Annotated in this window: 18 protein-coding genes; 10 read left to right on the top strand and 8 right to left on the bottom strand. The window is 38.2% G+C overall.

Features of this window, described 5'->3' with window-relative positions:
- Nucleotides 1–304 precede the first annotated feature (304 nt).
- The 3 genes from ESB04_RS11525 (at nt 305) to ESB04_RS11535 (ending at nt 2767) form a co-directional block, all read left to right on the top strand.
- On the top strand, nt 305–1105 hold the full coding sequence (locus ESB04_RS11525) for a UDP-2,3-diacylglucosamine diphosphatase (protein WP_129027901.1): 801 nt from the start codon (nt 305–307) through the stop codon (nt 1103–1105).
- Between the two features lies 1 nt (nt 1106).
- Complete coding sequence (locus ESB04_RS11530; RefSeq protein ID WP_129027902.1) at nt 1107–2294, top strand: glycosyltransferase family protein; 1188 nt, start codon at nt 1107–1109, stop codon at nt 2292–2294.
- Nucleotides 2295–2389: 95 nt separating this feature from the next.
- Nucleotides 2390–2767, top strand: coding sequence for a DMT family transporter (locus tag ESB04_RS11535; protein ID WP_129027903.1), 378 nt, complete (start codon nt 2390–2392; stop codon nt 2765–2767).
- Nucleotides 2768–2824: 57 nt separating this feature from the next.
- Here the strand turns inward: ESB04_RS11535 and ESB04_RS11540 are convergent, their stop codons facing one another.
- Together ESB04_RS11540 and ESB04_RS11545 are read right to left on the bottom strand one after the other, a co-directional pair.
- Nucleotides 2825–4411 carry a SusD/RagB family nutrient-binding outer membrane lipoprotein gene (locus ESB04_RS11540; RefSeq protein WP_129027904.1) on the bottom strand — a complete coding sequence of 529 codons (1587 nt, stop codon included), beginning with the start codon at nt 4409–4411 and terminating at the stop codon, nt 2825–2827.
- 21 nt (nt 4412–4432) lie between these two features.
- On the bottom strand, nt 4433–7669 hold the full coding sequence (locus tag ESB04_RS11545) for a SusC/RagA family TonB-linked outer membrane protein (protein WP_317127037.1): 3237 nt from the start codon (nt 7667–7669) through the stop codon (nt 4433–4435).
- Nucleotides 7670–8127: 458 nt separating this feature from the next.
- On the opposite strand from ESB04_RS11545, the gene ESB04_RS11550 reads away from it, so the two are divergent.
- From ESB04_RS11550 to ESB04_RS11560, 3 genes are read left to right on the top strand one after another with little or no spacing between them, the layout of a single operon-like run.
- Complete coding sequence (locus ESB04_RS11550) at nt 8128–8874, top strand: HAD family hydrolase (RefSeq protein ID WP_129027905.1); 747 nt, start codon at nt 8128–8130, stop codon at nt 8872–8874.
- The gene (locus tag ESB04_RS11555) at nt 8861–10006 is read left to right on the top strand and encodes a TIGR03364 family FAD-dependent oxidoreductase (RefSeq protein ID WP_129027906.1); all 1146 of its coding nucleotides are present in this window, start codon (nt 8861–8863) and stop codon (nt 10004–10006) included. The genes ESB04_RS11550 and ESB04_RS11555 overlap by 14 nt, the downstream gene beginning before the upstream one ends.
- Before the next feature lie 6 nt (nt 10007–10012).
- A complete protein-coding gene (locus ESB04_RS11560; RefSeq protein ID WP_129027907.1) occupies nt 10013–11089 on the top strand; it encodes an alkaline phosphatase in 1077 nt (358 codons plus the stop codon).
- On the opposite strand, the gene ESB04_RS11565 is transcribed toward ESB04_RS11560, so the two are convergent.
- Nucleotides 11080–11520, bottom strand: coding sequence for a GNAT family N-acetyltransferase (locus tag ESB04_RS11565; protein ID WP_129027908.1), 441 nt, complete (start codon nt 11518–11520; stop codon nt 11080–11082). The genes ESB04_RS11560 and ESB04_RS11565 overlap by 10 nt on opposite strands.
- A gap of 105 nt (nt 11521–11625) precedes the next feature.
- On the opposite strand from ESB04_RS11565, the gene ESB04_RS11570 reads away from it, so the two are divergent.
- Nucleotides 11626–12171, top strand: coding sequence for a phosphonate degradation HD-domain oxygenase (locus ESB04_RS11570; protein ID WP_129027909.1), 546 nt, complete (start codon nt 11626–11628; stop codon nt 12169–12171).
- Nucleotides 12168–13439, top strand: a complete 1272-nt coding sequence (locus tag ESB04_RS11575; RefSeq protein ID WP_129027910.1) for a DUF5690 family protein — start codon at nt 12168–12170, stop codon at nt 13437–13439. Before ESB04_RS11570 ends, ESB04_RS11575 begins: the two co-directional genes overlap by 4 nt.
- A 456-nt stretch (nt 13440–13895) precedes the next feature.
- Here the strand turns inward: ESB04_RS11575 and ESB04_RS11580 are convergent, their stop codons facing one another.
- Together ESB04_RS11580 and ESB04_RS11585 are read right to left on the bottom strand one after the other, a co-directional pair.
- Nucleotides 13896–15227 (bottom strand): T9SS C-terminal target domain-containing protein, encoded by a 1332-nt coding sequence (locus ESB04_RS11580; protein WP_129027911.1) that lies wholly within the window; start codon nt 15225–15227, stop codon nt 13896–13898.
- A gap of 60 nt (nt 15228–15287) precedes the next feature.
- Nucleotides 15288–18080 (bottom strand): TonB-dependent receptor, encoded by a 2793-nt coding sequence (locus ESB04_RS11585; RefSeq protein WP_129027912.1) that lies wholly within the window; start codon nt 18078–18080, stop codon nt 15288–15290.
- Nucleotides 18081–18381: 301 nt separating this feature from the next.
- On the opposite strand from ESB04_RS11585, the gene ESB04_RS11590 reads away from it, so the two are divergent.
- Nucleotides 18382–18735 (top strand): hypothetical protein, encoded by a 354-nt coding sequence (locus ESB04_RS11590; RefSeq protein ID WP_129027913.1) that lies wholly within the window; start codon nt 18382–18384, stop codon nt 18733–18735.
- Nucleotides 18736–18884: 149 nt separating this feature from the next.
- Nucleotides 18885–21161 (top strand): ATP-dependent helicase, encoded by a 2277-nt coding sequence (locus ESB04_RS11595; protein ID WP_129027914.1) that lies wholly within the window; start codon nt 18885–18887, stop codon nt 21159–21161.
- A 1-nt stretch (nt 21162) separates the two neighbouring features.
- Here the strand turns inward: ESB04_RS11595 and ESB04_RS11600 are convergent, their stop codons facing one another.
- The 3 genes from ESB04_RS11600 to gldE are packed head-to-tail and all read right to left on the bottom strand — an operon-like array spanning nt 21163 to nt 24399.
- Nucleotides 21163–22104: a hypothetical protein gene (locus tag ESB04_RS11600; protein WP_129027915.1), complete on the bottom strand. Its 942-nt coding sequence runs from the start codon at nt 22102–22104 to the stop codon at nt 21163–21165.
- Nucleotides 22101–23057, bottom strand: a complete 957-nt coding sequence (locus tag ESB04_RS11605) for a hypothetical protein (protein WP_129027916.1) — start codon at nt 23055–23057, stop codon at nt 22101–22103. Before ESB04_RS11605 ends, ESB04_RS11600 begins: the two co-directional genes overlap by 4 nt.
- Nucleotides 23041–24399: a gliding motility-associated protein GldE gene (gene gldE, locus ESB04_RS11610; protein ID WP_129027917.1), complete on the bottom strand. Its 1359-nt coding sequence runs from the start codon at nt 24397–24399 to the stop codon at nt 23041–23043. Before gldE ends, ESB04_RS11605 begins: the two co-directional genes overlap by 17 nt.
- Between the last annotated feature and the right edge of the window lie 44 nt (nt 24400–24443).

Below are 24443 nucleotides of genomic sequence, written 5' to 3' on the forward strand. Positions count from 1 at the left end.
TCCGTGGCTCTCATCTCAACGCTGTTAAGGTTTTAAACCTTGACAGCGTTAAGCAAATCTACCTCATTTGACATACAAAACTCATCAAAATACTGATAGAATTTCAAAATTATCAACTGATTTATTTTCACCGAAAAATACCAACAAGTCGATTGGCTTGAGAAATTAAAAATCGCAAATTTACCAACGTTGTCAAGGTTTAAAACCTTGACAACGTTATGATAAGATTTAATCATAGTTTAACAGCCCCCTAATATAAGCCTCTGAAAATCAACGTAGTTTTGAAACTGAAAAACTACGCAACATGAGCGTTAACCACCAACCCACTTATAAGACCATCGTTATTTCCGACTTACATTTAGGAAGTAAAGGCGCGAAAGCCAAAGAGGTCAATGAATTTCTAAAAGCCTATTCCTGCCACCAACTCATACTAAATGGCGATATCATCGATGGTTGGCAATTAAAAAAAGGAGGCGAATGGAAAAAAAAGCATACTAGCTTCTTCCGAACAGTACTAAAAATGATGGATCGCTGGGATACAGAGGTCATTTACCTGAGAGGTAATCATGATGATTTCTTAGATCAAATCATTCCCTTAAAAATCGGTAGGCAGTTTTCCGTCCGAAGAGACTATACCTTAAAAACCTTTGGAAAAAAATACCTGATTACCCACGGTGATATCTTTGATAGCATCACTAGCCAAATGAAATGGTTAGCGTATTTAGGGGATATGGGATACACATTTTTATTGTGGGTCAACAAATGGTACAATTACCATCGAGAAAGACAAGGAAAGCCCTATTATTCCTTGTCGCAAACCATCAAGCAAAAAGTTAAAGCGGCCGTTAATTTCATATCTGACTTTGAAGAAAAGCTCGTTGAACTAGCCATCGCCCAAGAAGCAGATGGCATTATTTGCGGACACATACATAAGGCAGAAATCAAACAAATTAATGGCATAGCCTACATGAATTCGGGGGATTGGGTAGAATCATTAACTGCCCTGGTAGAAACCCATCAAGGGGAATGGCAAATCGTTCAGTATCCTGATTTTGATCTCAAATCTGAATTAAAAGAAATCTTAAGCGAGCCTTTAAGCCTCTAACATGGGAAAATTTATATTTACCGTTCAAGGAGAAGGCAGGGGGCATTTGACCCAAGCCATCTCACTCAGTCAAATCGCCCAAGAGGCTGGCCATGAAATAGTTGGATATGCCGTAGGATCCACCCAAAATCGGAAAATACCAAGCTTTTTTACCGAATTCATTGGTGACAAACCGTTGATCCAATATGAAAGCCCTTCTATTTGTTATGGGAATGGGAAGGCTGTGCAAGTGGGTAAAACGGCATTACAAGCATTTACCAAGTTTAAGACTTATTGGAATAGTGCTTCTGAACTAGCTAAGTTTATAGAAGAATATACTCCTGATGGCATCATCAATTTTTATGAATCCATAACAGGGCTACACCAATGGAGAACGGGAGCGAAAATACCCTGCCTTTCTATTGGTCATCAATATTTATTATTGAATCGACACTTTGAAAGTATTCCAGAGAAGAAAATAGACCAATTCTTCCTAAATCTGAACACCCAAATAACCAGTATAGGCTCGAAGAAAAAATTAGGGCTCTCCTTCTTACCCTTAGAAAATGACTTGGCCAGAAATATTGAGGTGGTTCCTCCTTTGTTACGAAAGGAAGTAAAAGACTTGAAAGCCTATTCCGGTCAACGTTGGTTAGCCTATTTGACTCATTTCCGTTTAGCGGAAGATATCATGGCCTGGTCTGAAAAAAACCCCGATGTTCAATTGGATTGTTTTTGGGATCACCCAACACATAAGGATATTTTTATACATTCAGACAATCTAACTTTTCATCCTATAAATGCAGAAAAGTATTTAGAGAAAATGGCCCAATGTACAGGGCTCATTTCCACAGCTGGTTTTGAATCCATTGCTGAAGTAATGTTTCTAGGAAAGCCCGCCATGATGGTGCCAGTACCTAATCACATTGAACAAATGATTAATGCTTTTGATGCCTCTCGTGCAGGTGCAGGAATTGCCGCTAATAGCTTTGACCTTCAAATATTTAAGGCCTATCAAGAGCAACACGTCACAGATTATACGCATTATCAAGATTGGATACAAGAATCTGCCAAACTCATGGACTTTCACTTGAGGGATTTGATTGAACCGAAGCCCCATAGAAAGAATAGCTGGAAATCATTTCTTACGAAAAGAATCCATATCGCCTGGCCAAAAAACAATGGTAGATTATCCATGCCAAAAGTATAATTCCGCGCTTTTCACTTATTCTATTTCAAATTATAAGCGATTACTAGCTATTCGCATTCTATTTTAAGAACTTTGTGCTCTCATCAATTCATTGCATGATTAAGCCCTGGATCTATCTGTTTATTGCCTCCATTTTTGAAACTGGATGGACATTTTCTTTAAAGTTCATGAGCTTTGGAAGGTTAAAAGATGCTTTTCAGCAATATTCCCTTATTTCTAAAGAATTTAGTGCTGAATTCATTCCTTTGTTGGGCTATATATTTTTTGGAGTGGCCAATATTTATTGTTTATCTGTAGCCTTCAAAGATATACCTACCGCTACTGCTTTGGCTGTTTGGACAGCTTGTTCCCTCATTTTGGTCAAACTTTTTGATGTGCTTTATTTCAAAACCCCTACCAATTTAGTTGAAGTATTTTTTATGAGTCTTATCGTCATTGGCATCATCGGTTTAAAGAAATTTGCGGCAAGCTAATCAAACAAAAAGACCGAGTAAAACTCGGCCTTTTATGATGACAATTTTAAATATATTCTACTTCATCAACCACATAATGTCATTAATATCATCTGTGCCATTAAATTGACTTTGAATAGCCGCTTTATAATTAGTCGCGTTTGTCGTTCTTTCTGTAGTGGGGTAAATCCATCTAACCGCTATTCTACCTGAATTACCATTACCCACTCCCACATCAAACTTAGGGAATCCCGTTCTCCTCCAGTTGAAATAAGCTTCCATTCCTGAGTTCATAAAAAAGGCCAAATATTTCTGTGAAACTATCTGCTCAATCGCTTTACTAGCATCAAATTTTACGCTAGCTTGAGCATAATAATCGGCAAAAGAATAATCAATTACATAATTTACCTGATCTGCGGCAGCCATAGATCCTGTTTTAGAATAAGTCATGGTAATTGCCCCATCCTTGATTCCGTAAAATCCTTGAGAAGCTTGAATCCCTTTTTTATACCAATCTTCAGCTGATCCAGTAGCCCAACCTCTAGCGATACCTTCCGCGATATTAAAGCATAATTCAGGATATCCAGCGATAAAAGTATTTTCTGCTGTATAGTTTTTGTAGTAGCGATTTCTGTTTTGAAAAGAGTATTTACCAGGTGCAAAACCTGCTCCATTATTTACTCCTGCTTTATCCGACATATCAGCTAAATCTTCCGCAGAACTAGCTCCTACGTAAGCAGAATAATCCGAAGGTAATTTACCCGATTTCAATTCAAATCCTGCAGGCTCACAAGTAACCATAACACGAGGATCTCTCAAACGTGATAGCAAATTAACATATGCGGCTGCCATATTTTGACGTGTAGCATCAAAACCAAAATTATCTGGATTTGAAGGATATTTATTGAAGTTATTCCACTTAAATTCCAAATTATCCGCCATGGAAGTCATCAAAGGGTATTTACTAGGATTACTTATCATCTCGGCAAATTTAGCCTTTACTCCTAAATCTGCATCCAACTCTTTCTTTGAAAGTGTAATCAACACACGTAAACGATACGCATTTACGGCCTTTTGCCATTTCTTCAAATCCCCATTATAATAAACATCACCTGAAATAGATTCTCCTTTCGTTATTAAACTAGCTAAATCTGAATTGGCATCATCTAACCACTTTAAAATCTGTATGTAAATGGCTTTCTGTGAATCATATTTAGGAGCTATTCCATTGATACCATTCAAAGCTTCAGTCAAAGGCAAATCTCCTACGCGTTTTGACATTTGATCATAAAAATAGGCTCTAAAAAACTTACCTAAAGCAGAATAAGCATTTAAGTCAGCTAAACCAGCACGCTTAGCTTCTTCCTCCATTTTAACAACGTTTTTAAGCGTTGTGAATTGATTTGGCATTTGACCAAAGGTATATTCATTAGTCGCATAATAATTATAGTTGGAACAATAAAACTGGTTCCATCGCATCTCCGCACTGAATGGTCGACCGTTATCATTGAACATACTATAAGCAACTCCCTGGAATACCAAAGAAGCAGGAACATGTACAGGTCTGTTGGTATCCAACTCCAACTGATCAAAAGGTTTTTCACAACTACTCAATGTGACCATTACCAGGCCTAAAAAAGCAATGATATATTGTTTCATTTTCATTTTCTTTATCATTTTAAAGGATTAAAAAGTAATGTTGAAGTTCACGCCATATCGACGAACCGAAGGTGTCTGCGGACCTGATTCATTACCAAAAACATACTGATTTAAGTCAATATCTGTCTTTTCGGCAAAATAGAATAGATTACGTCCTACTAAAGAAACATTGGCCTGATGTACAAATTTGCCGAACCAAGCTGCTGGCAAATTGAAAGTCAAATTCACTTCACGAAGCATACTGAATGTTCTGCTCATTAAATTTCCTTCCTCCGTATTATAGTATCTAGAAACATAATCTTGCACAAATTGCTTAGTGGTATTGGGCGTGTATTGTAGAGCCGAATAATTAGTAACCTTACCGTCCACATCATAAGCTATCGCCACTCCATTGCTAATTTGAACTCCTTCTCCTACAAAAGCCTTTACGCCCAAGAAATCCTGTGGACGGGCCTCTGCGAATATTCCGGTAGTTGTACCAATGTGACGTCCACCACGGTAGGTTTGCTTCTGTGTATAGTTAGAAATAACTCCTCCTACACGACCATCAAACTGAAAACTTAAACTCACATTTTTATACGTGAATTTGTTATTGATACCATACACAAAATCCGAATTAGTATTTCCTAAATATTGGGCAACCGGGTTGTATATAGGACGACCAGAAGCATCATTGATGATTTTTCCATCAGGAGTACGTACAAAAGCTCGGCCATACATTTTGTCCAAACGATCACCTACTTTTAAGAATGTATTTAAGCTATTAACCCCAGGATAAATCTCTTTTAATGTTTCAATGTAGGAACCGTAATTAGCTACCACATCCCAAATGAAACCACTTTCTGTTTTAACGGGGGTTCCCGTAATGGCAATATCAAAACCATTTTTCTCTGTTTTGATACCATTTACCAAAGCTGCACTATATCCAGAAGTAGTGGAAATAGGCAAGGAGAAAATAGAAGGTCCATCCAACGAATTCCAATAAGTAACATCAAAACCTAAGCGATTCTTCATCACACGAAAATCCAATCCAATCTCCTTTTGAGTGGTCGTACTAGGATTCAAATTGGGATTATTCAACGTATTAGTGTAAGATGCCGCAGTCTGATTGTTGTACAATGGGAAAGTAGAGTAAACAGCAGCATTAGTATAGGCAGGGCCATCATAAGGTGCCTGGTACTGTTCTCCGTAACCTATTGGATTACCACTTCCTATGGAAGGTGTCGTACCTATCGTGGAGGCAGTTAAACCATCTTTTACATTCGCATAGGATGCTCTCAATTTGAAGAAGGAAATTACCTCAGGTAATTTTATGTAATCAGATATTACTGTTGAAGCCGAAACCGATGGGTAGAAAAAAGCATTATTACCTGCTGGTAAAGTAGATAATTTATCTAAACGACCCGTGGTAGATACCGTGATGAAATTCTTATATGAAAAATCCGCTGAATAATATGCTGACAAAACGCGCATTTCAGAACCGAAGTTAAATACCTTCACTGGATTAGAGGAGTTGGCAAAATTGTATAAACCTGGTACATTTAAATAATCAGTAGTTCCGTACATGGATTTATATTGGAAAGTTCTCATACTCCCCCCTGCTGTAATCTTCGTGTTTAATCCCCGCGTAATATCTTTGTCATACGAAACCAATAATTCCGTATTATTCTCAAACAAAGAACGACGATCTTCGCGGTAATCACCGCGGCGCTCATCACGGCCATAAGATCCAGCTGAGTAAGGGAATTTCTCCGTTCTTAACATATCCCAAGTAGTTACTTGCGTACGTCCTAAAACTTCCAAGCCATCTGCTAATTGGTAACGAAGAGCGGCCTGTCCAATAACGTCATTTTTATAATGGCCTCTCAACCATTCATATGACATAAAATATGGGTTATTATACCGCTGATACTCCGCATAAATCTGCTGTATGCCTTCCTTACCTTTTTGCCAATAGTTACGCATATCTTCTACGTTCCAATCCGCACCAGCCCAGTACACCATATTGTAAATAATGGAGTTAGGTCCATAATTAACGTCTGGGATATTGGGAGTATATTGACGGTTATACTGCAAATTTGACTCAAATTTTAATCGATCTGAGAATTTGTAATCTGCCACAATATTGAAATTGGTAATGTTCATTTTGGTATTTGGAACAATACCTTTTTGATAAATGTGAGAAGTAGAAAAACGCAAATTGTATTTATCGCCAGTGGCTGAAACTGACACGTTATTGGTAGATAGGATTCCTACCTCTAAAAAACGCTTCAAGTTATCTTTACCTCGATTAATCCAAGGTGTCCCCGCACGTACTCCTGTAATTGGATCTACTGGAGAGTCATATTGAGGAATCAACTGACCATTGAATTTTGGACCCCAACCCCCATCATAATCTCCATCATTTAATCCGCCTCCTTTACCATCCACAAAGGCATAACGACCGTGATCACCTGGGCCATACTCATCCTGAACTACAGGAATCGCATAAAATCCATTCTCCATCATAGTAGATGAATTTGCCTCAACAGAGAATCCTCTTTTGTCTTTTGACCCACGCTTGGTCGTAATTAAGATTGCTCCATTCTTTCCACGAAAACCATATAATGCCGAAGCTGAAGCTCCTTTCAAAACCGAATACGTTTCAATATCATCTGGAGAAATATTCCATGTATCTGAGTTGATAGGGACCCCATCTACCACATATAACACGGTAGAGTTACCCCTTAATGAAATAGTAGGCTTTCGTAAGAGCTCTGGCTGTGCACCCACTGTCAAACCAGCTACCTTTCCTGCCAATGCATTTATAGCATTAGGTTCACGTGCTTTTACTACTGAGGCTCCGTCTAATGATTGAATGGAAACACCAATTTTCCTAACTTCTTTTTTAATACCCAAAGCGGTCACTACCACCTCTTGTAATTGTTTTTCATCACTTGAAAGCACAATAGTCAATTCTGTTTGTGAACCTACCGACACCTCTTGTTTTTGATATCCCACCATAGAAATTTGCAATACTGCATTGGGATTAACAGATAGACTAAAATGTCCTTCTACATTTGTATTAGTACCTAGTTTTGTACCTTTAATTTGGACAGATACTCCTGGAATCCCGGAATTGTCCTCTTTGGCAATTACTCGACCACTAATACTTCTAGATTGGCCCAATGCCAACATGGCTGTCAATTGGAAAAAGATAAGCATTAGCCATACTGACTTCTGAGCCATCTTTTCTCGAGACAATTTTTGTAAATAGTTCTTCATAAAGATTTTAAATTTTAAAGAAATGTGTCATAATCATTCCAGGAATTAAATCCAAAAAAGACAAGTACTTCTGGATGGCTTTCTCAGACTAAATGGTCTTCATGAAGTGCTACGCGGCTTATAAGTTCTAAATAACCTTTAGCCATTGTCGACTTATCAATACCTATCTGTAATCCCCTGTTAAAATACCTTTTCATTCATTGGAATTCTCCTCCTCGAATTTTCCCACAAAAGTATGGGGCTCAGATAAGCTCAATATGTGCCAAGGGATAAGGAATTGTTAAGAAATTTAGAGTCAGATTAATAAACTATTATCCAGCTATTAAGCCATTATTAGGTCGACTTATTAGGCTCTAGCCAAAGAAGATAAGACCTAATTTATCTTTACAATTATTTTAAATCCAGCTAACAAGTAGCTAATCTACTTTCAGGAAATTCGTATTCATTCCCAACAAAGTATGTTATCAAAAAATATTGAGTTAGTCGTATTGGATATGGCTGGTACTACCATTATAGATGAACACGAAGTAGAACATTGCTTCAAATTGGCTGCCAAAAAAAATGGACTAAAAGCTAGTGATGCCCGAATTCTCTCCATGCAAGGCTATGCCAAATTGCAAGTATTTCAAACTCTTTGGGAAGAACATTTAGGTGAGAATCACCCTAATATCCTCCCAAAAGCAGATGATTCATACCAAGATTTTAAAGAAATTCTTGAAAACCATTATCAACACCACGATGTGAGGCCAACAGAAGGTTGTTTACAACTGTTTGAATACTTACATCATCAAGGTATTTACATTGCCTTGACAACTGGCTTTTACCGCAAAGTGGCCAATATCATTTTAGCTAAAATAGGTTGGGGGCAATCACTCGACCATAATTATATGAATATTCACAATAATGCTGGTATTCACCTTTCGATCTGCCCAGATGAAGTTCGAGGTGTTGGGAGACCGTCCCCCGACATGATTGAATTTGCTATGTCCAGATTAGGTATTTCAGATAAAAGTAAGGTTATCAACGTGGGAGACACTCCCGTAGATTTAGCATTTGGCAAAAACGCGGGTATCCGATTGGCACTGGCTGTTTGCAATGGAACTCATACTTACGAGCAATTAGCTCCATTTCCCAACGACGGCTTATTAAATAACATCGCTGAATTAATCCCAATTATAGAAAAAATAAATCATGAAAAAGTATGATTTGATCATAGTAGGTGCTGGAATCATCGGCACTTTTTGTGCCTATCATGCCTTAAAAAAAGGCAAGTCAGTACTCCTATTAGAAAAAGATAGTCAACCCTTTGAAGCCAGTTTCAGAAATTTTGGACAAGCAGTTCCTTCTGGTCAATCCTTAAACCATTGGTTTGATTATGGCCGAAAATCCCTAAAAATTTACAGAGATATACAAGACTATACCGACATTTCCATGGTCAAAAATGGTAGCTGGTACTATGCTTCTGATGATCAAGAAATGACTTTGTTAGAAGAAATGCACCAATTATTTATTGAAAGAGATTATCCCAATAAACTTTTTTCTGCCGAAGCTTGCTTGATGGAGAACCCAATGCTTAAAAAAGAATATGTGAAAGGAGGTTTATATTTTCCAGATGAAGCTTCACTTAATCCTTTAGTAATGGTACATCGAGTAAGAGAGTACTTAATTCAATATATGGGTTTGCATTATCTCCCTCTTTATTCCGTGATATCAGTAGAAAAAAAACGTGGCATAGCTAAAATTCAAAGTGCTAATGGGCAAGTTTTTTGGGCCGATAAGATCATTATAGCAAATGGCAGGGACACTCAATTCTTATTTCCAGAAGTCTATACGCAAGCTGAACTAAAAATCTGTAAACTTCAGATGATGCGACTAAAGTCTCAAAAAAGAACATTAAAGGCAAATATTTTAACTGGTCTCAGTATTCGCAGATATGAAAGTTTCCATTTTTGTCCTTCTTATGCTCGAATACAAGCGAATGCAGAACAGCAAAAACTTCAAGATCAAGGAATTCACATTTTATTCAAACAAGCTGATGATGGATCAATCATTTTGGGTGACTCTCATAGCTATGCTCCCGTTCATCAACAAGCCCAATTGGGATTTGAAATTTCTACTGAAATCAATGAAATGATGCTCCTTGAAGCCAAAAAAATACTTGAATTGGAAAGCTGGGAGGTAGAATCTACTTGGGCAGGGTTTTACTTACAAGCAAATAAATCCGATATATTTACCAAAATGTTGGATGACGTCATCCATATAATTACTGGAATCGGTGGGAAGGGTATGACGACAAGCCCTGGATTTACTGCTGATTATATTCATAAACTATATTAAACCTTCATGAAAAAACTACTTTCATTTAGCCTACTATTATTTGTTGCCTTTAATAACTTTGGCCAAAGCTCTCAAAAAAAATTTCCCAAAAACATCATCTTTCTCATCGGTGATGGCATGGGCGTCAGTCAGATATATGCTGGACTCACTCTCAATAAAGGTGAGTTAGCCTTGGAGAGAATTCGCCATATTGGCTTTCATAAAAATCAATCTTCTGATAATTATGTAACCGACTCTGCAGCCGGAGCTACAGCCTTTTCCATCGGTCAAAAAACCTATAATGGAGCCATTGGTGTAGATGCTACGCAAATGGCTCATCCCACTCTTTTGGAAATGGCTGAGAAAAAGGGCCTAGCTACTGGACTGGTGAGCACCGCAGACATTACGGATGCCACTCCCGCAGCATTTATTGCTCACCAAATTAAGCGTAATATGCACGATGAAATTGCCAAAGATTTCCTAAAAACAGATGTAGACATCGTAGTAGGGGGTGGCAGAAAAAGCTTTGACCAAAGGAAAGATGGTCAAAATTTATTGGATTCATTACGCGCTAAAAAATACCAAGTAGTTGAATCAGATGCCGAAATGAATTCCATCAAACAAGGTAAATTCGTGTATCTATATGCCCCTGGCGATCCTAAGAAAATTATAGAGGGAAGAGGAGATGTGCTGTTGGACGCTTCCAAAAAATCTTTTGAAATACTCTCCAAAAACAAAAAAGGATTTTTTGTCATGATTGAAGGGGGACAGATTGATTGGGGTGGACATGCCAATGATGCCAACTATGCTGCCACAGAAATGGTAGATTTTAACAAGACTATAGAAGCCGCTTTAAATTTTGCTGAAAAAGATAAAGAAACCTTGGTAGTTATTACCGCAGACCATGAAACAGGAGGTATGGCTCTACTAGGGGGTGATATGGCTAAAGGAGAGATAAAAGCCTCGTTTATTACGAAAGGACATACGGGACAAATGGTACCTGTGTTTGCTTTTGGTCCAGGTTCTGAAGCCTTTCAGGGAATTTATCCCAATACCGCCATTTTTGATAAAATGAAAGCTGCACTTCGACTATCTCAAAAATAGATCGTAAACTTTTCATGTGAATTAGTAAAGCCCATTGCTTCATAAAAAGCATGGGCTTCTTTTCTTCGTTTATTCGACGTCACTTCAATCGATTTCACGTCCTTTTCTTTCAGTTCAGCTCGGAGTGTTTCTATTAACTTCCTTCCTAATCCATTTCCTTGGCAAGCGGCAGTGACAATCAATTCTTGAATTTCATACACCATTCCTTCATGGTGTAATAGGTTTTGACCGATAACACTCAAAAAACCTACTAATTGATTTTCCTGGCTTTCAACAACCCAAACAAACGTATGTGCATGACTAATGTACTCCTTCCAGATCAGATGGAAAACCCTTGGATCGGATGTCCTATTTTCGAGCTCATTCACTAATTGTAGGACAGCATTTTCATCTTCTAATTTAGCTCTTCTAATGGAGAAACCTGGGTTCATTTTACGGATATATTATGGCAATATGAAATCTATTTTAAATCGCTTCTAGGGTATTTTTTACGCTTTTCAATGGGCTTAAATTACATAAAATACTTGAAATAGCAGATGAAAGAGATTACTCAAAAAGTCCAAATCATGTTTGCCGAATTGGGGAATTCTCAATATGGTGGTGAATCAGTAAGCCAATTAGAACATGCCTTACAATGTGCCCAATTAGCAAAAGATCATGGTGCCTCATCCGCACTTATCATTGCGTGTTTATTGCATGATGTAGGTCATATTTTACATGCTCTACCTGACGACGCACCAGATATGGGAATTGATGATCAACATGAAAATCTGGCACATGACTTTCTAACTACTTACTTCCATGAAAATGTCACCGAGCCAATCCGTTTACATGTAGATGCAAAACGCTATTTATGTACACGTGAAACTGGCTACCAAGATTTGCTAAGTGAGCCTTCTTTAATTAGCCTACAATTACAAGGTGGAGCCATGAAGGAAGAAGAGTGTCAAGCCTTTGAACAAAACCCATATTTTCAATCGGCCATTGAACTTAGAAAATATGATGACACGGCTAAAATTCCCGGGTTACAAGTTCTACCACTTGCCTATTATTTGGACATATTGGAGGAGGTCTCCTTATGATCATTCAATCACATTATAGAGCTAAAGGTTCCTCTTCCTTTCGCGCATGGTTTAGCCACCCACTTTGGTCCATGATTGCCGCATTCGGTTGTTATTTTTGTGTTTATGGTTATAGAAAACCCTTTACAGCTGGGCTTTATGAAGAGCAACATTGGCTAGGGATACCTTGGAAATCCATATTAATTTCATCCCAAATTGCCGGATATATGTTATCCAAATGTGGCGGTATATTTTTTGTTTCTTCCATTTCCTGGGAAAAGAGAATTCGCGCGATTTTATGGAGTGTACTAATTGCTGAAATTGCCTTATTGGGATTTGGGTATGCTCCAAAACCGTGGAGTCTTGTTTTTTTATTTATCAATGGCCTCCCCTTAGGGATGATTTTTGGATACATCCAAGGTTTTTTGGAAGGCAAAAAAAATACAGAATTATTCATTGCTAGCTTAGGCGCTAGTTTCATCTTAGCTGATGGGGTTTCCAAGTCTGTAGGTAAAATATTACTAAACGCGGGCATTACTGAAAACTGGATGCCCTTCGTAGCTGGTTTGTTGTTCACCCTACCATTTCTCTTTTTCGTTTGGATGCTACAACAAATCCCCAAGCCCTCAGCAACTGACATTGCGCATCGTTCAGAACGAATTCCTATGTCTGCACAAGATAGACTTCATTTAATCAAATCACTGGGCCCTGGCATCTTGGGAATTTGTTTACTGTACTTATTTTCCTCTCTTTTAAGAGGAATAAGATCTGACTTTGCACCTGAAGTCTGGGATTACTTGGGCATTCAAGGAACTGCCTCCATGTACACCCAAACTGAAATCTGGGTAACGGTCGCCATATTGATTATCAATGGAAGTTTGGTTTGGGTCAAAAACAATGCCCATGCCTTTTACATTAGTTTAGGTATAATCCTGATAGGCTTTTTCTTACTTATTTGTTGTGGTTTTTGGGGGCAGACCTACCTCTCCAGTTTTTGGTTAGTGGTTTTGTTGGGGCTCGGGATTTATTTACCCTATTTGACTATCACAACCTCCGTTTTTGAACGAATGATTGCTATCAGTAAACATAGGGCCAACATGGGTTTTCTTATGTACATAGTAGATTCTACGGGTTATTTAGGCTATAACATCTTACTTTTATGCAGTGCCATCCTTTTTCCAAATTGGAACTTAGTCACCATATTCTTTGATTGGGTCAATCTTTTGGGTTTCGCGGGCATTATCATTGGAATACTAAGCATCCTGTATTTTTTAAAAAAATTATCCTAAAAACCACTTCCTCCACATCGGCATGGAAAATGCCTTATTTTACTTAAGCCTTCTTCAATAATTTATCACCCCTTACATAATCCATAAATGAATGATATCTACCTCTCAAGATTTCATTGGGGAACCTTCGGGCATACTGGGAGGGCTTTCTACCCATGAACTTGTAATCACATCCATCATTTCTTCCATATCAGACGACCCTTTAATCTGGGAATAATTTTCAAGTATAACTGCCCCAAAATGATTGACTACATTATGACATGCTAAAAAACTATTTGGATGATCTAATCGGATAAACCTCTCCAGAAAATAAAATAAGTACCAAAACATTCGTCTGACAATCCAACTTAACTTGTATGGATTGATTATGATTTTTTGTAGAAGAGACTACCGCAAATAAAAGAAATGCCGAAAGGAAACCTTTCGGCATTTTCTGAATTACACCAATATAAAATCTTAGTAATCAGTATTTTGTGGATCCCAGTTAGTCCAACCCTCTGTCCAGTCCGTCGTTCCGAAAGCACCAATATTGGTGTTAGCTTCAAAACCTGTAGGTAAACTAACTCCCGCACCTAATAATTTAGACGAACTCGTCAAAACTAAACTTGGCTTTCCTTGCAAGCGATTATACCCCGCAGTTAAACCTAATGTCTCAGCTGCCACACCAAACTGGTTTTTACGGGATGCATCTTTCAACATAGTTTGGTCTCCAGTAACTATTGGATTTAACATACCTGTTACTACCAAACCCGCTAAAATATTTTTACCTGCCACAAAATTATTTTGAGAGGCTGTTCCTTCTAATTCCAATCCACCTTTAGCTACCCAGCCACCCACAAATAAGCTGTTGATAACAGAAATGGCCGAATTTCTTCTAATACGCATAGCTGAACGGTATTTTTTGTCTACTGTACCATCCGCAATAAAGGCACTCACATTGGCAAACTTAGCGCTTGTTTGTGGCGTAGCATCAGAACCAGCAGCATCATTATCTGATTCAAAAGCATTGCTGTCTGAACAAGAACACTGATCTGCCACTTGTGGATCACGGATCGACAAAGCATACTGAACGTTTCCGCTATAACCCCAATCCGTATCAAAATCATCATCTAAATTTCTATAAGAAACTAAGTGCTTGGCATTCACATTTCCTCCAAACCACTCAAAAGCATCGTCGCCATTGTAAGATACCTGTACATAATCGATCTCCGTTCCGGCTCCTACTCCCCCTAGAGTTAATCCGTTGATTTCCTTATCTGTTTCAAAGGCTATACCCGCAAATTCAATACGAACGTATTTCAATACTCCAGAGTTATCTGAATCATTTGAACCACCGAAAGTCGAAACATTTTCTCCTTCAATAGTCGCCGGTGATTTATTCACACGCGCATTACCCAACAAAATCAAACCACCCCAATCCCCATAATTTCTAGACCCCTTTGCCTGAGCTGAAGTAAAAACAATCGGTTTTGCTGCTGTACCTCTGGCAATAATTTTACCACCTGGTTTCACAATCAAAGTTCCCTTGGTGATTTTATCCCCTAATATGATAGTTCCAGGCTCCACGGTTAAGGTTGCTCCAGATTCTACATAGACGAATCCCTTCAATAAATACTTCTCAGACTCTTTCCAAGTCGTGTTGGCCGTAATCTTACCAGAAACTTCCACCACCTTACGATTGGAAGGTGCAGGTACCGTAATTTCTACCTCTGAATCGTTTTTAGTACAGGCTGACAAACCTATGGCAGCCGTAAGCAAACAAGCGAAAATGACACGTAATTGTTGCATGAATTTGTTTTTTTATATGTTTTTAATTGTTACTACTTATCATTTTTCTTTATGCCAACACTAGAACTTCATCGTAATTCCCATGGTATAATAACTTCCACGGTGGTACTCCTGATATACTCCATCTTGATCGGTGATTTTTCCATCACGATTGGTGTCCTGCACTAAAGAAAACTTCTGGTTTAATAAATCTTGAATGGCTAATTTGAAATCAATCTTTTTGGTGATAGCCTTAGTGATATTGATATCTACTACGTTTCTTGGCATTTCATATATATCTGCGGACAATTGGCTATCTCCTATCACGAAGATTCTCTTACCAATTACATTGTATAATATGTTGGCCTGCCATCCTTTATCCGCATTCTCATAGAATATTCCAGCATTCACTAAATAAGGTGATTGCCCTTGAAGATTACGGTTCAACATATTATCTGACTGACCTGCACGCACATTACTATTGATCAAAGCCGCATTAAATAATGCCACCCAATTAGGAGCTAATTGCTTTCTAATTTCCAATTCCACTCCAGCACTTGTCGCCTCTGTTGCATTATCCACCGTAAAGGCAACCGTACTTCCATTATAAAAGACTTTGGATTCAATTGGGTTCAAGAACTTCTTGTAGAATACAGCAACTGAAATCAACTCCGATTTGGAAGGATATAATTCATACCTCAAATCAAAATTATTAATGGTCGCATTTAATAATTTCTGTTTATCCGCTCTTGGAATAAAACCCGTGCGAGTCACATCATATACGAAGTCATAATAAGTAAATGGTGCTAACTCACGGAACTCTGGACGGTTAACGGTCGAACTGTAAGCAAATCTCAACAAATTCTTAGTCGTAAAATTATAGGCCAAATTCAGGGACGGTAATGGGCTAAAAACTGGATTTGATACTTTAATTGGCACACCTGAACCTCTTTCCTTACTTTGTAATTCCTGATTATTATATTCCCCACGTAAACCAATTGTGGCATTTAATTTGTCACCAATCGGAAGATACAATTGAGCATAGGCTGCACCAAACGTATTCTGTGCGGTATACTTATCCTCAAAATTGGTTCCCACCCCATAATAAATCGTGTTTCCACTTAAATTATTCGGATTGAAAAAGCTAGCAGGATCTTGCTTCAACAATGAGTTATCAGAGGATAATCGGTTTGGGTTCGTGATACCGTACCAACGATTTGAGAACGCCCTCTCCTTATATTCCGTGTAGATTCCTACTCGAAAGGTTGTCCTTAACTTTTCATCTTCATTTTCCTTTAAAATATGGTCAAAATCCGCTCTAGTGGTATAAATAAACTCTTCTACATGGGAGAATGAACGGGCAGACTGCTGCAAGGTAGGACTATCTGACTGCTGTAAATCAAAGGTAAATGGGCCATTAGAATTTCTTTCTCTACTTCTTGTATATCTTCTATAATCTGGTTCTGATCGGAAGGTATACCCCAAGCCAGTAACCCATTTCAATTTGCTAACAGGGGACAATTCGTGTGTTCCACTAAACTGACCAGAGTAAATTGAACGCTGCTCATAACGGAATGATGCATTATTCAAATCCACATTTTCATTATATCCATTACGAAAAACCGTTTCCTTGATACCAATTTGATTGAACAAATTCCTGAATTCCAATTTGTTACTTGGATTAAGAATTAATGCCCAGTTAGACATCATTCCAATACGCACATTTTGAGATAAAGATTGATCTTGGTAATATTTCTCGGTATCTCCTAAGAAGGTGAACCTTCTTTGCTGCATTTGAAAAGACTGGTTGGTATTCGAATAATTCACATAAGAGAAGTTAGTAAGCTCCTTGTCTCCTAAAAACCAACGGTGAGCAAAGTTTAAATTCCCTCTAAAATCAGGTAACACATTTTTATCTTCTACTTGATAAAATGCCGGCAAATTTCTGAAATGGGAGATCACCGCCTCAGTATTTCCTGCCGTGGCAATACTATTTCTAGAAGGAAAACCCGTTGGCAGCTGACGGCCCCCATCATCAAAGCCTAACCAATCTGTCTTTCCACCTACATAAGACATAGCTTTTTGAGCCGTAGTTCCAGAACGGTAACTAGTAGAAAAGCTAGCAGAAAAAGTATTCCCATCCGGTACTGTCTTAGTATATATTTTAATAGCACCACCCCCCAAATCTCCCGGTAAGTCAGAAGAGGCAGACTTAAAAATCAACATACGATCGATAATGGAACTTGGAATTAAATCAAATGAGAATGCTTTAGAATCAACTTCCGTAGATGGTGTGATAATATCATTGACCAAAACCGTATTGTAACGCTCATTGAGGCCCCTAACAACGACGAATCGCTCATCAAAAATTGACACCCCTGGAATTCTTCTAACCACTGCTGATGCATCACGATCTTGTGTTTTTTGGATTTGTTGGCCCGAAATACCTACTGCAATCTGCTGTAACTGTCTTGTTTCTGTTAAAACGGCCACCTCGGAAGTGGTAATTTTTTGAGCCTTAACTACTACGTTAGCTAAGGTCTTGTTATCTTCTAAAAGTGAAATGGTGATGATGGTTTCTTTACCTGATTCCACCCGAAGATTAGGAATTTGTTGCGTTTGATACCCAACCGAACTAACCACCAACTTATAAATACCTGCTGGGACAGATGCTAATTCAAAATTCCCCTCAATGCCTGTGCTAGCACCGATAGTTAAACCCTCTAAACGAATGGTTGCCCCGATAACTGCTTCTTTTGATACAGGATCTGTTATAGTTCCTTTAATTTTACCCACCTGGCCAAAAGTATGACCAAACGACGCCAACGATACTAAAACGATTACAAAATTTCTAACTAATTGGTGTGTATTCATCTGTGCTTATATTGATTACGGCACAAAATTACCGGCAATCACTGGCCTGATGGTTAACACGCTATTATCTATATGTTTTCTAAATGTTAAATAATCGGATAAAAATTTAACCATTTCGTAACATTGAATTGAAAATAGAATTATTTGAAGAAATATAATTTTTTAAAGAGGAATATTCTTAAAAAAGTGAAATTTTTTACGCAATTAATTTGGAGTTAACATGAAAATTCTAGTTTTGAATCAGAAAACGGAAGTATTCCGCCTAAATAATTATTAATCAAGCATTTATTAAAACAACATTATGAAAAATTTCATCACCAAAAATGCGATAGCCGCTATTGTATTAGCCGCTAGCCTGTCTGTCAGTTCTGCCAATGCAGCAGATTTATCCCTTCCCGTTTCCATTGATCAAGTAGGAAAAATGAAATTCTTGGTAAGCGCAGAAACCTCAGCTCCTATGTATGTCGTTATATACGATGAAGACAACAATCAAATTACGCGCGAGTTACTGAGCAACAAGAAATTGTTTAATTTCTCCAATCTAAATGATGGTCAATACAAAATGTTGATCTTAGATTCTCGTAAGAATGTAATTAAATCCAAGACCTTCAATATCTTAACTGAAACTAAAAGAGATTTGATTGCCATTCAGTAAATAATCAGAATTTTCAAAAGGCGCTTTAGGCGCCTTTTTTTTGCCCAAGACAAAAATTTTAGCATAAAATATCAAGCAAAACACCCCATTCCCTGCCCAAAAATTTTGTAATTTTAATTCTATTTTTCCCATCAATTAATTTCCCACATATGGATTATTTGGCTGGCTTGAATGAGCCCCAACGACAGGCTGTTTTACACACAGAAGGCCCACTTATGATTATCGCTGGAGCCGGCTCTGGCAAGACCCGCGTGTTAACCTATCGTACAGCTCATCTCATTCAGCAGGGGGTAGATCCCTTTCAAATTCTCCTATTAACCTTTACCAACAAGGCTGCTGGTGAGATGCGGCATCGTATTGAAAGTGTTATTGGAAAGGACGCGAAAAACATTTGGATGGGAACCTTTCACTCTATCTTCGCAAAAATTTTACGTTTTGAAGGAGAAAAACTGGGCTATACTTCCAATTTCTCCATTTATGATACGGATGACTCCAAGTCCTTGATTCGAACTATCCTGAAAGAACAAAATCTAGATGATAAGGTCTACAAAGTGAATTTGGTATTAAACCGAATTTCCGGAGCCAAAAACAGATTGATAAGCCCCGCACAATATCAAAATAGCTCGCTGCTGGCAGAAGAAGATCGAATGGCCCGCATTCCTCGAATGGGCGAAATTTATCAAAGCTATTGTACCCGTTGCTTTCAGGCAAATGCCATGGACTTTGATGATTTATTATACCAAACCAATATTTTGTTTAGAGACCATTTGGATGTATTGAACAAGTACCAACACAAATTCAAACATGTGATGGTGGATGAGTTTCAAGATACCAACGTGTCACAATATTTGCTAACTAAAAAACTAGCAGCTGTACATCGAAATATCTGTGTAGTAGGAGATGATGCTCAAAGTATCTATGCCTTCCGTGGAGCCGATATTCAAAATATCTTGAATTTTGAAAGAGATTATTCTGACCTAACTACCATCAAATTAGAAGAGAATTACCGATCCACTAAGAACATTGTCGCTGTAGCTAATTCCATCATTTTACGCAATAAAAACCAATTGGAGAAAAATGTTTTTACCTCCAATGAAGTAGGTGATCTGATTGAAATTATTCGTGCTGGTAGCGATAATGAGGAAGGGAGAATGATTGCCTCCACCATCTTTGAAACCAAACAAAGGGAAGGATTAAGCTGGTCAGATTTTGCCATTTTATACCGAACCAATGCCCAATCCCGCTCATTCGAGGAATCATTAAGACGCTTAAATATTTCATATCGAATCATTGGCGGATTGTCTTTCTACCAGAGAAAGGAAATCAAAGACGTTTTAGCTTATTTACGTTTTGTCGTCAACCAGAATGATGAAGAAGCCTTTAAACGAATTATCAACCTACCTAAAAGAGGGATTGGAGATACGACCATCGCTAAAATTGCAGTTACAGCAGCGGAAAACAATTGCTCCATTTGGGAGGTAATTTCCAATATTCAGACCTTCCAAGGAAATAGAGGAACAGCGGCTATTGAAGGTTTTGCCGACTTGATCAAGTCATTCAAACTAATGGCTGAGGTGGAACAAAAGGATGCTTATGAGATAGCCAACCAGGTGGCCAAAGCTTCAGGATTACTCCGAGAATTGTATGAAGATAAAACGGTTGAAGGATTAGCGCGCTACCAAAACTTACAAGAGTTGCTGAATGCCATCAAGCAATTTGTGGACGATCCAGAAAACGAGGATAAAACATTGGCTACCTTTTTACAGTCTGTCTCTCTTTTAACCAATGCTGACACCCAGGAGGATCCCAATGATCGAGATAAAGTTACCTTGATGACCGTTCACTCGGCCAAAGGTTTGGAGTTCAAACATGTCTTTTTAGTTGGATTGGAAGAGGACCTATTCCCTAGCCAAATGATGCTACAAAGCCAGGCCGACTTAGAGGAGGAGCGTAGGTTATTTTACGTGGCCATCACCCGGGCAGAAAAGAAACTCATGATTTCCTATGCGGAATCCCGTTATCAATTCGGCCGATTAAAATCCTGCGAGCCAAGTCGATTCTTAGACGAAATAGACAGCTCCTATCTAAAAATGGCAAAAAGCGCCACTAAAAAAGAGGTTCAAGCTTTTAGACCTGTCCAAAAGACCGGTTTTGTCTCTAGCTCAACTAGCCCATCTGCGACTCAATTAATTCAGAAACCTAAACAAAACACTGCCTACCAACATGTGGTATCCAGCAATTTTGTACCCTCTGACCCATTGCAATTGCAAGCAGGTCAGGAAGTCGAACATCAAAAATTTGGATTCGGCATAATCAAGAAAATTGAAATAAATGGCGCCGAGAGAAAAGCCATCATCGATTTTAAACAGGGTGTTGGAGAAAAAACCTTGCTGCTTAGCTTTGCCAAATTAATGATTAAGAACTAAACTATTTTTTAGGCGTAAAATACATGTGTACTGGCCCGGGCGAAGAGGCCACTTCAGAAATGGTGTAAAATCCATCAGAGATATAGGAAAAAGCAATGGCCTCACCCTGGGGTTCTAATTTACTAGGTACGATTTTGGGTGGGCGCTTTAAAGTCTCAGCTATACTTTCGTGCTTACCCTTTTTCCAGTAATACACTTCCAAATAGTTTCGGATGATGATTTCTTGATTATTGGAGGCAACGTCACCAGCTGTAATATTATATAGTTGCTTCAAAACAGCTAATTCAGAACTGGGCTGTGAAAAATTCAGCTTGCGAACAAACTCTGCCTCAACAGGACTTTTGCTCTTAAACTGCTCATTTTTAATTCTATACAATCTTTTTTTATCATCCCGCTTACTGATTAAATAAATATCCCCATTAAGCTGGTCTACCAACATGCACTCCATGTCCTTGGAACCATCTGGTAAAACAATTTCCACTTTCTCCACCTGTTTGATAATTCTAGTCACCATATCCGTAGAGCTTATGTCAAATTCCTTAAATCGATAGATAAAATAAGATCCATATTCTTGCCTATTATCACCAATATCCGCTACATATACATAGGATTCTTGGGGACTCTTATACCAATAGGCTAAATCCTCCCAATCTCGATTCTGTGCTCCTTGCAATAGGAATTCTACTTTACCAATTCCATATCTGTCAATCAAGAAAATACGATTTAAATCTTGGGAATCATTCACCACCCAGAACAACTCGGGGTTCAGTCGACTCGCTACCATACCCGAAGCCTCATCGATTTCAATATTTTCTAAAACCCCTTCATCTACCGTGGCAGAAAAATTGGTTTTAGCCATTTGGGCATCAATGATGTACAGCGACTGGCAAGCCCAAACTATCAATGCGAGAATTCCCAGTCGAAACCAGTGAGCTAATTTCACTTGCGCTTGTAAAAATAAAGACGAACGGGACTTGGACCTTTTTCTGAAAGGGTATAATAACCTCCCCCATCTGCAGCGAATGCAATAGCTTCCCCTTGGTATTCTGTAGGATTACCTACATAGGGTACTAATTTGGGGGTTCTTGCCAATGCTTGAGGAATGGTTTCATTGACACCACGCTTCCAATAATAACATTCAATATAATTCTTTATCAAAATTTCCGTATTGTCCGGAGAAACATCACCAGCGGTAATATAATAGGCTGTTACGATTTTATCAACCGTTGAAAAGGGTACTGAAAAATTCAATTCTTGAACAAATTCCGCCTTGACTATGGCTTGGTTGGTAAAACTACCTGCAGCAATTTTATACAATCGTTTTCTAGTTTCTCTCTTAGAAACAATATAAACATCTCTTGTCTTTTGATCCACCAATAGACATTCCATATCCCTAGAACCATCCGGAAGGGTAAAGGTTAACTTCTGAACACCCGTAATGGTGGCATTATTGATGGATGAAACATTGGGCTCATTAAACCAATAGATGGCATAGGAATCCAGATTGCCTAAATTATCTCCAAAATCAGCTATGTATACTACGGCACTACCATTGCTATCTGAAACCAAAGCAATATCTTCCCAATCTCGATTTTCTGCGCCTTGGATGACAAACTGCTTCATCCCTTTCCCAAAGGTGTCAATGAGAAAAAGTCTATTACTGTCGCCCGAATCATTATGAGCCCATAAAAACCCATCATTTTTTTTACTCGCTACTATCCCAGAAGCTTCATCCAATTCTGGATTTTCGATGATCCCCCGATCTAACCCATCCTCATAATTGGATTCTGTTGTAGCTGGATTCGGAGTGGGGGCTGGACCCGGACATGCCGTCAGTAAAAAACTTAAGGCTAGTAAATACAGAAAATGCTGATAGGGTCTAAACGATATTTTCATTTGTTTCTGGGCTAGGCGGAGTGGTGTGTAAGCTAACTTTTATTTTTTTGATTCGGCGCGTATCTACCGATTGAATTTTAAATACAAATGGTTCACAAACGACCTCCTCTCCAGCATGAGGAATACGCGAGAAAAGTTCAATACATAAACCTGCTAGGGTTTCACTTTCCCCCTTCACTTTTTCAAAAATAGAAATATCTACATCAAAAACCCTACAAAAGTCGTTCAATGAAATTTTTGCCTCAAATATATAGGTAGACTCATCCAATTGTTTGTAATCCAATTCTTCCTCATCAAACTCATCATTGATATCCCCTACAATTTCCTCGATTATATCTTCCATAGTCACTAGGCCTTCAGTCTCCCCATATTCATTGACCACTATGGCCATGTGAACTCGTTTCTCTTGGAAGTCATATAATAGATCATCAATTTTCTTATTCTCTGGAACAAAAAATGGTTGATGCAATAAAGAAACCCAATTGAAATTTTCATCATGATCGATATGCTCCAATAAATCTTTGATGTAAAGAATGCCTTCTATTTTATCAATAGTTTCTGAAAAAACAGGTACTCGCGAATACCCATTTTTATTAATCTTATCCATCAATTCATGGAAATCCATTTCGGTATCGAAAGCCACAATATCCCTTCTAGCCTTCATAACTCCCTTCACCGATGTATTACCAAAATTCAAAATACCCCGTAATATATCCTTTTCCCGCTCCGTGGTATTTTCGTCGGTTGTAATCTCCAAGGCTTGATTCAGTTCGTGGGTAGTCAAAGTGTAAGACTTCTTTTCAATCCGATTTTCTATCAAATTTGAAATTCCTAGAAGGACTTTTGATAATGGTTTAAAAACCAAGGTAAAAAAATCAATCAGAGGTGCTGTGTACCTAGCAAAAATCAGGTTGTTTTGTTGAGCCCATACTTTAGGTATCAACTCCCCAAAAAAGGCGATGATAAAAGTAACCCCAAATAATAGAAACAAGGTGATTACCAACGAATTAACTGATTCTTCCCCAATCAATAATTGAGTGAGGTAATTAGCCAAGGTAATAAAGATGATATTGACAAAATTGATGGAAATTAATAAGGTAGCCAATAATAGCTGTGGTTGACCCAAGAGCTTACTCAACGTTTTTTCCCTTTTAAGCACACTTTCTTTCAACGCAATTCGCTGCTCCGCATTCAAGGAAAAAAATGCGACCTCAGAACCTGAAAGCAGGGCTGAAAGCAAAATCAATACCAATAAAATTAGACTGATAAAAAAGATGGAGGGCGCACTTATATTTGGCTCAAAAGCAATCAATAAGATATTCGAAATGGGGTCGGCCTCCATAGGGTCAAAAAAATTTACACAAATTTATAAAAAAGGGAATAGCT

It is taken from the genome of Aquirufa rosea, assembly GCF_004118285.1.
Lineage (GTDB): Bacteria > Bacteroidota > Bacteroidia > Cytophagales > Spirosomataceae > Aquirufa > Aquirufa rosea.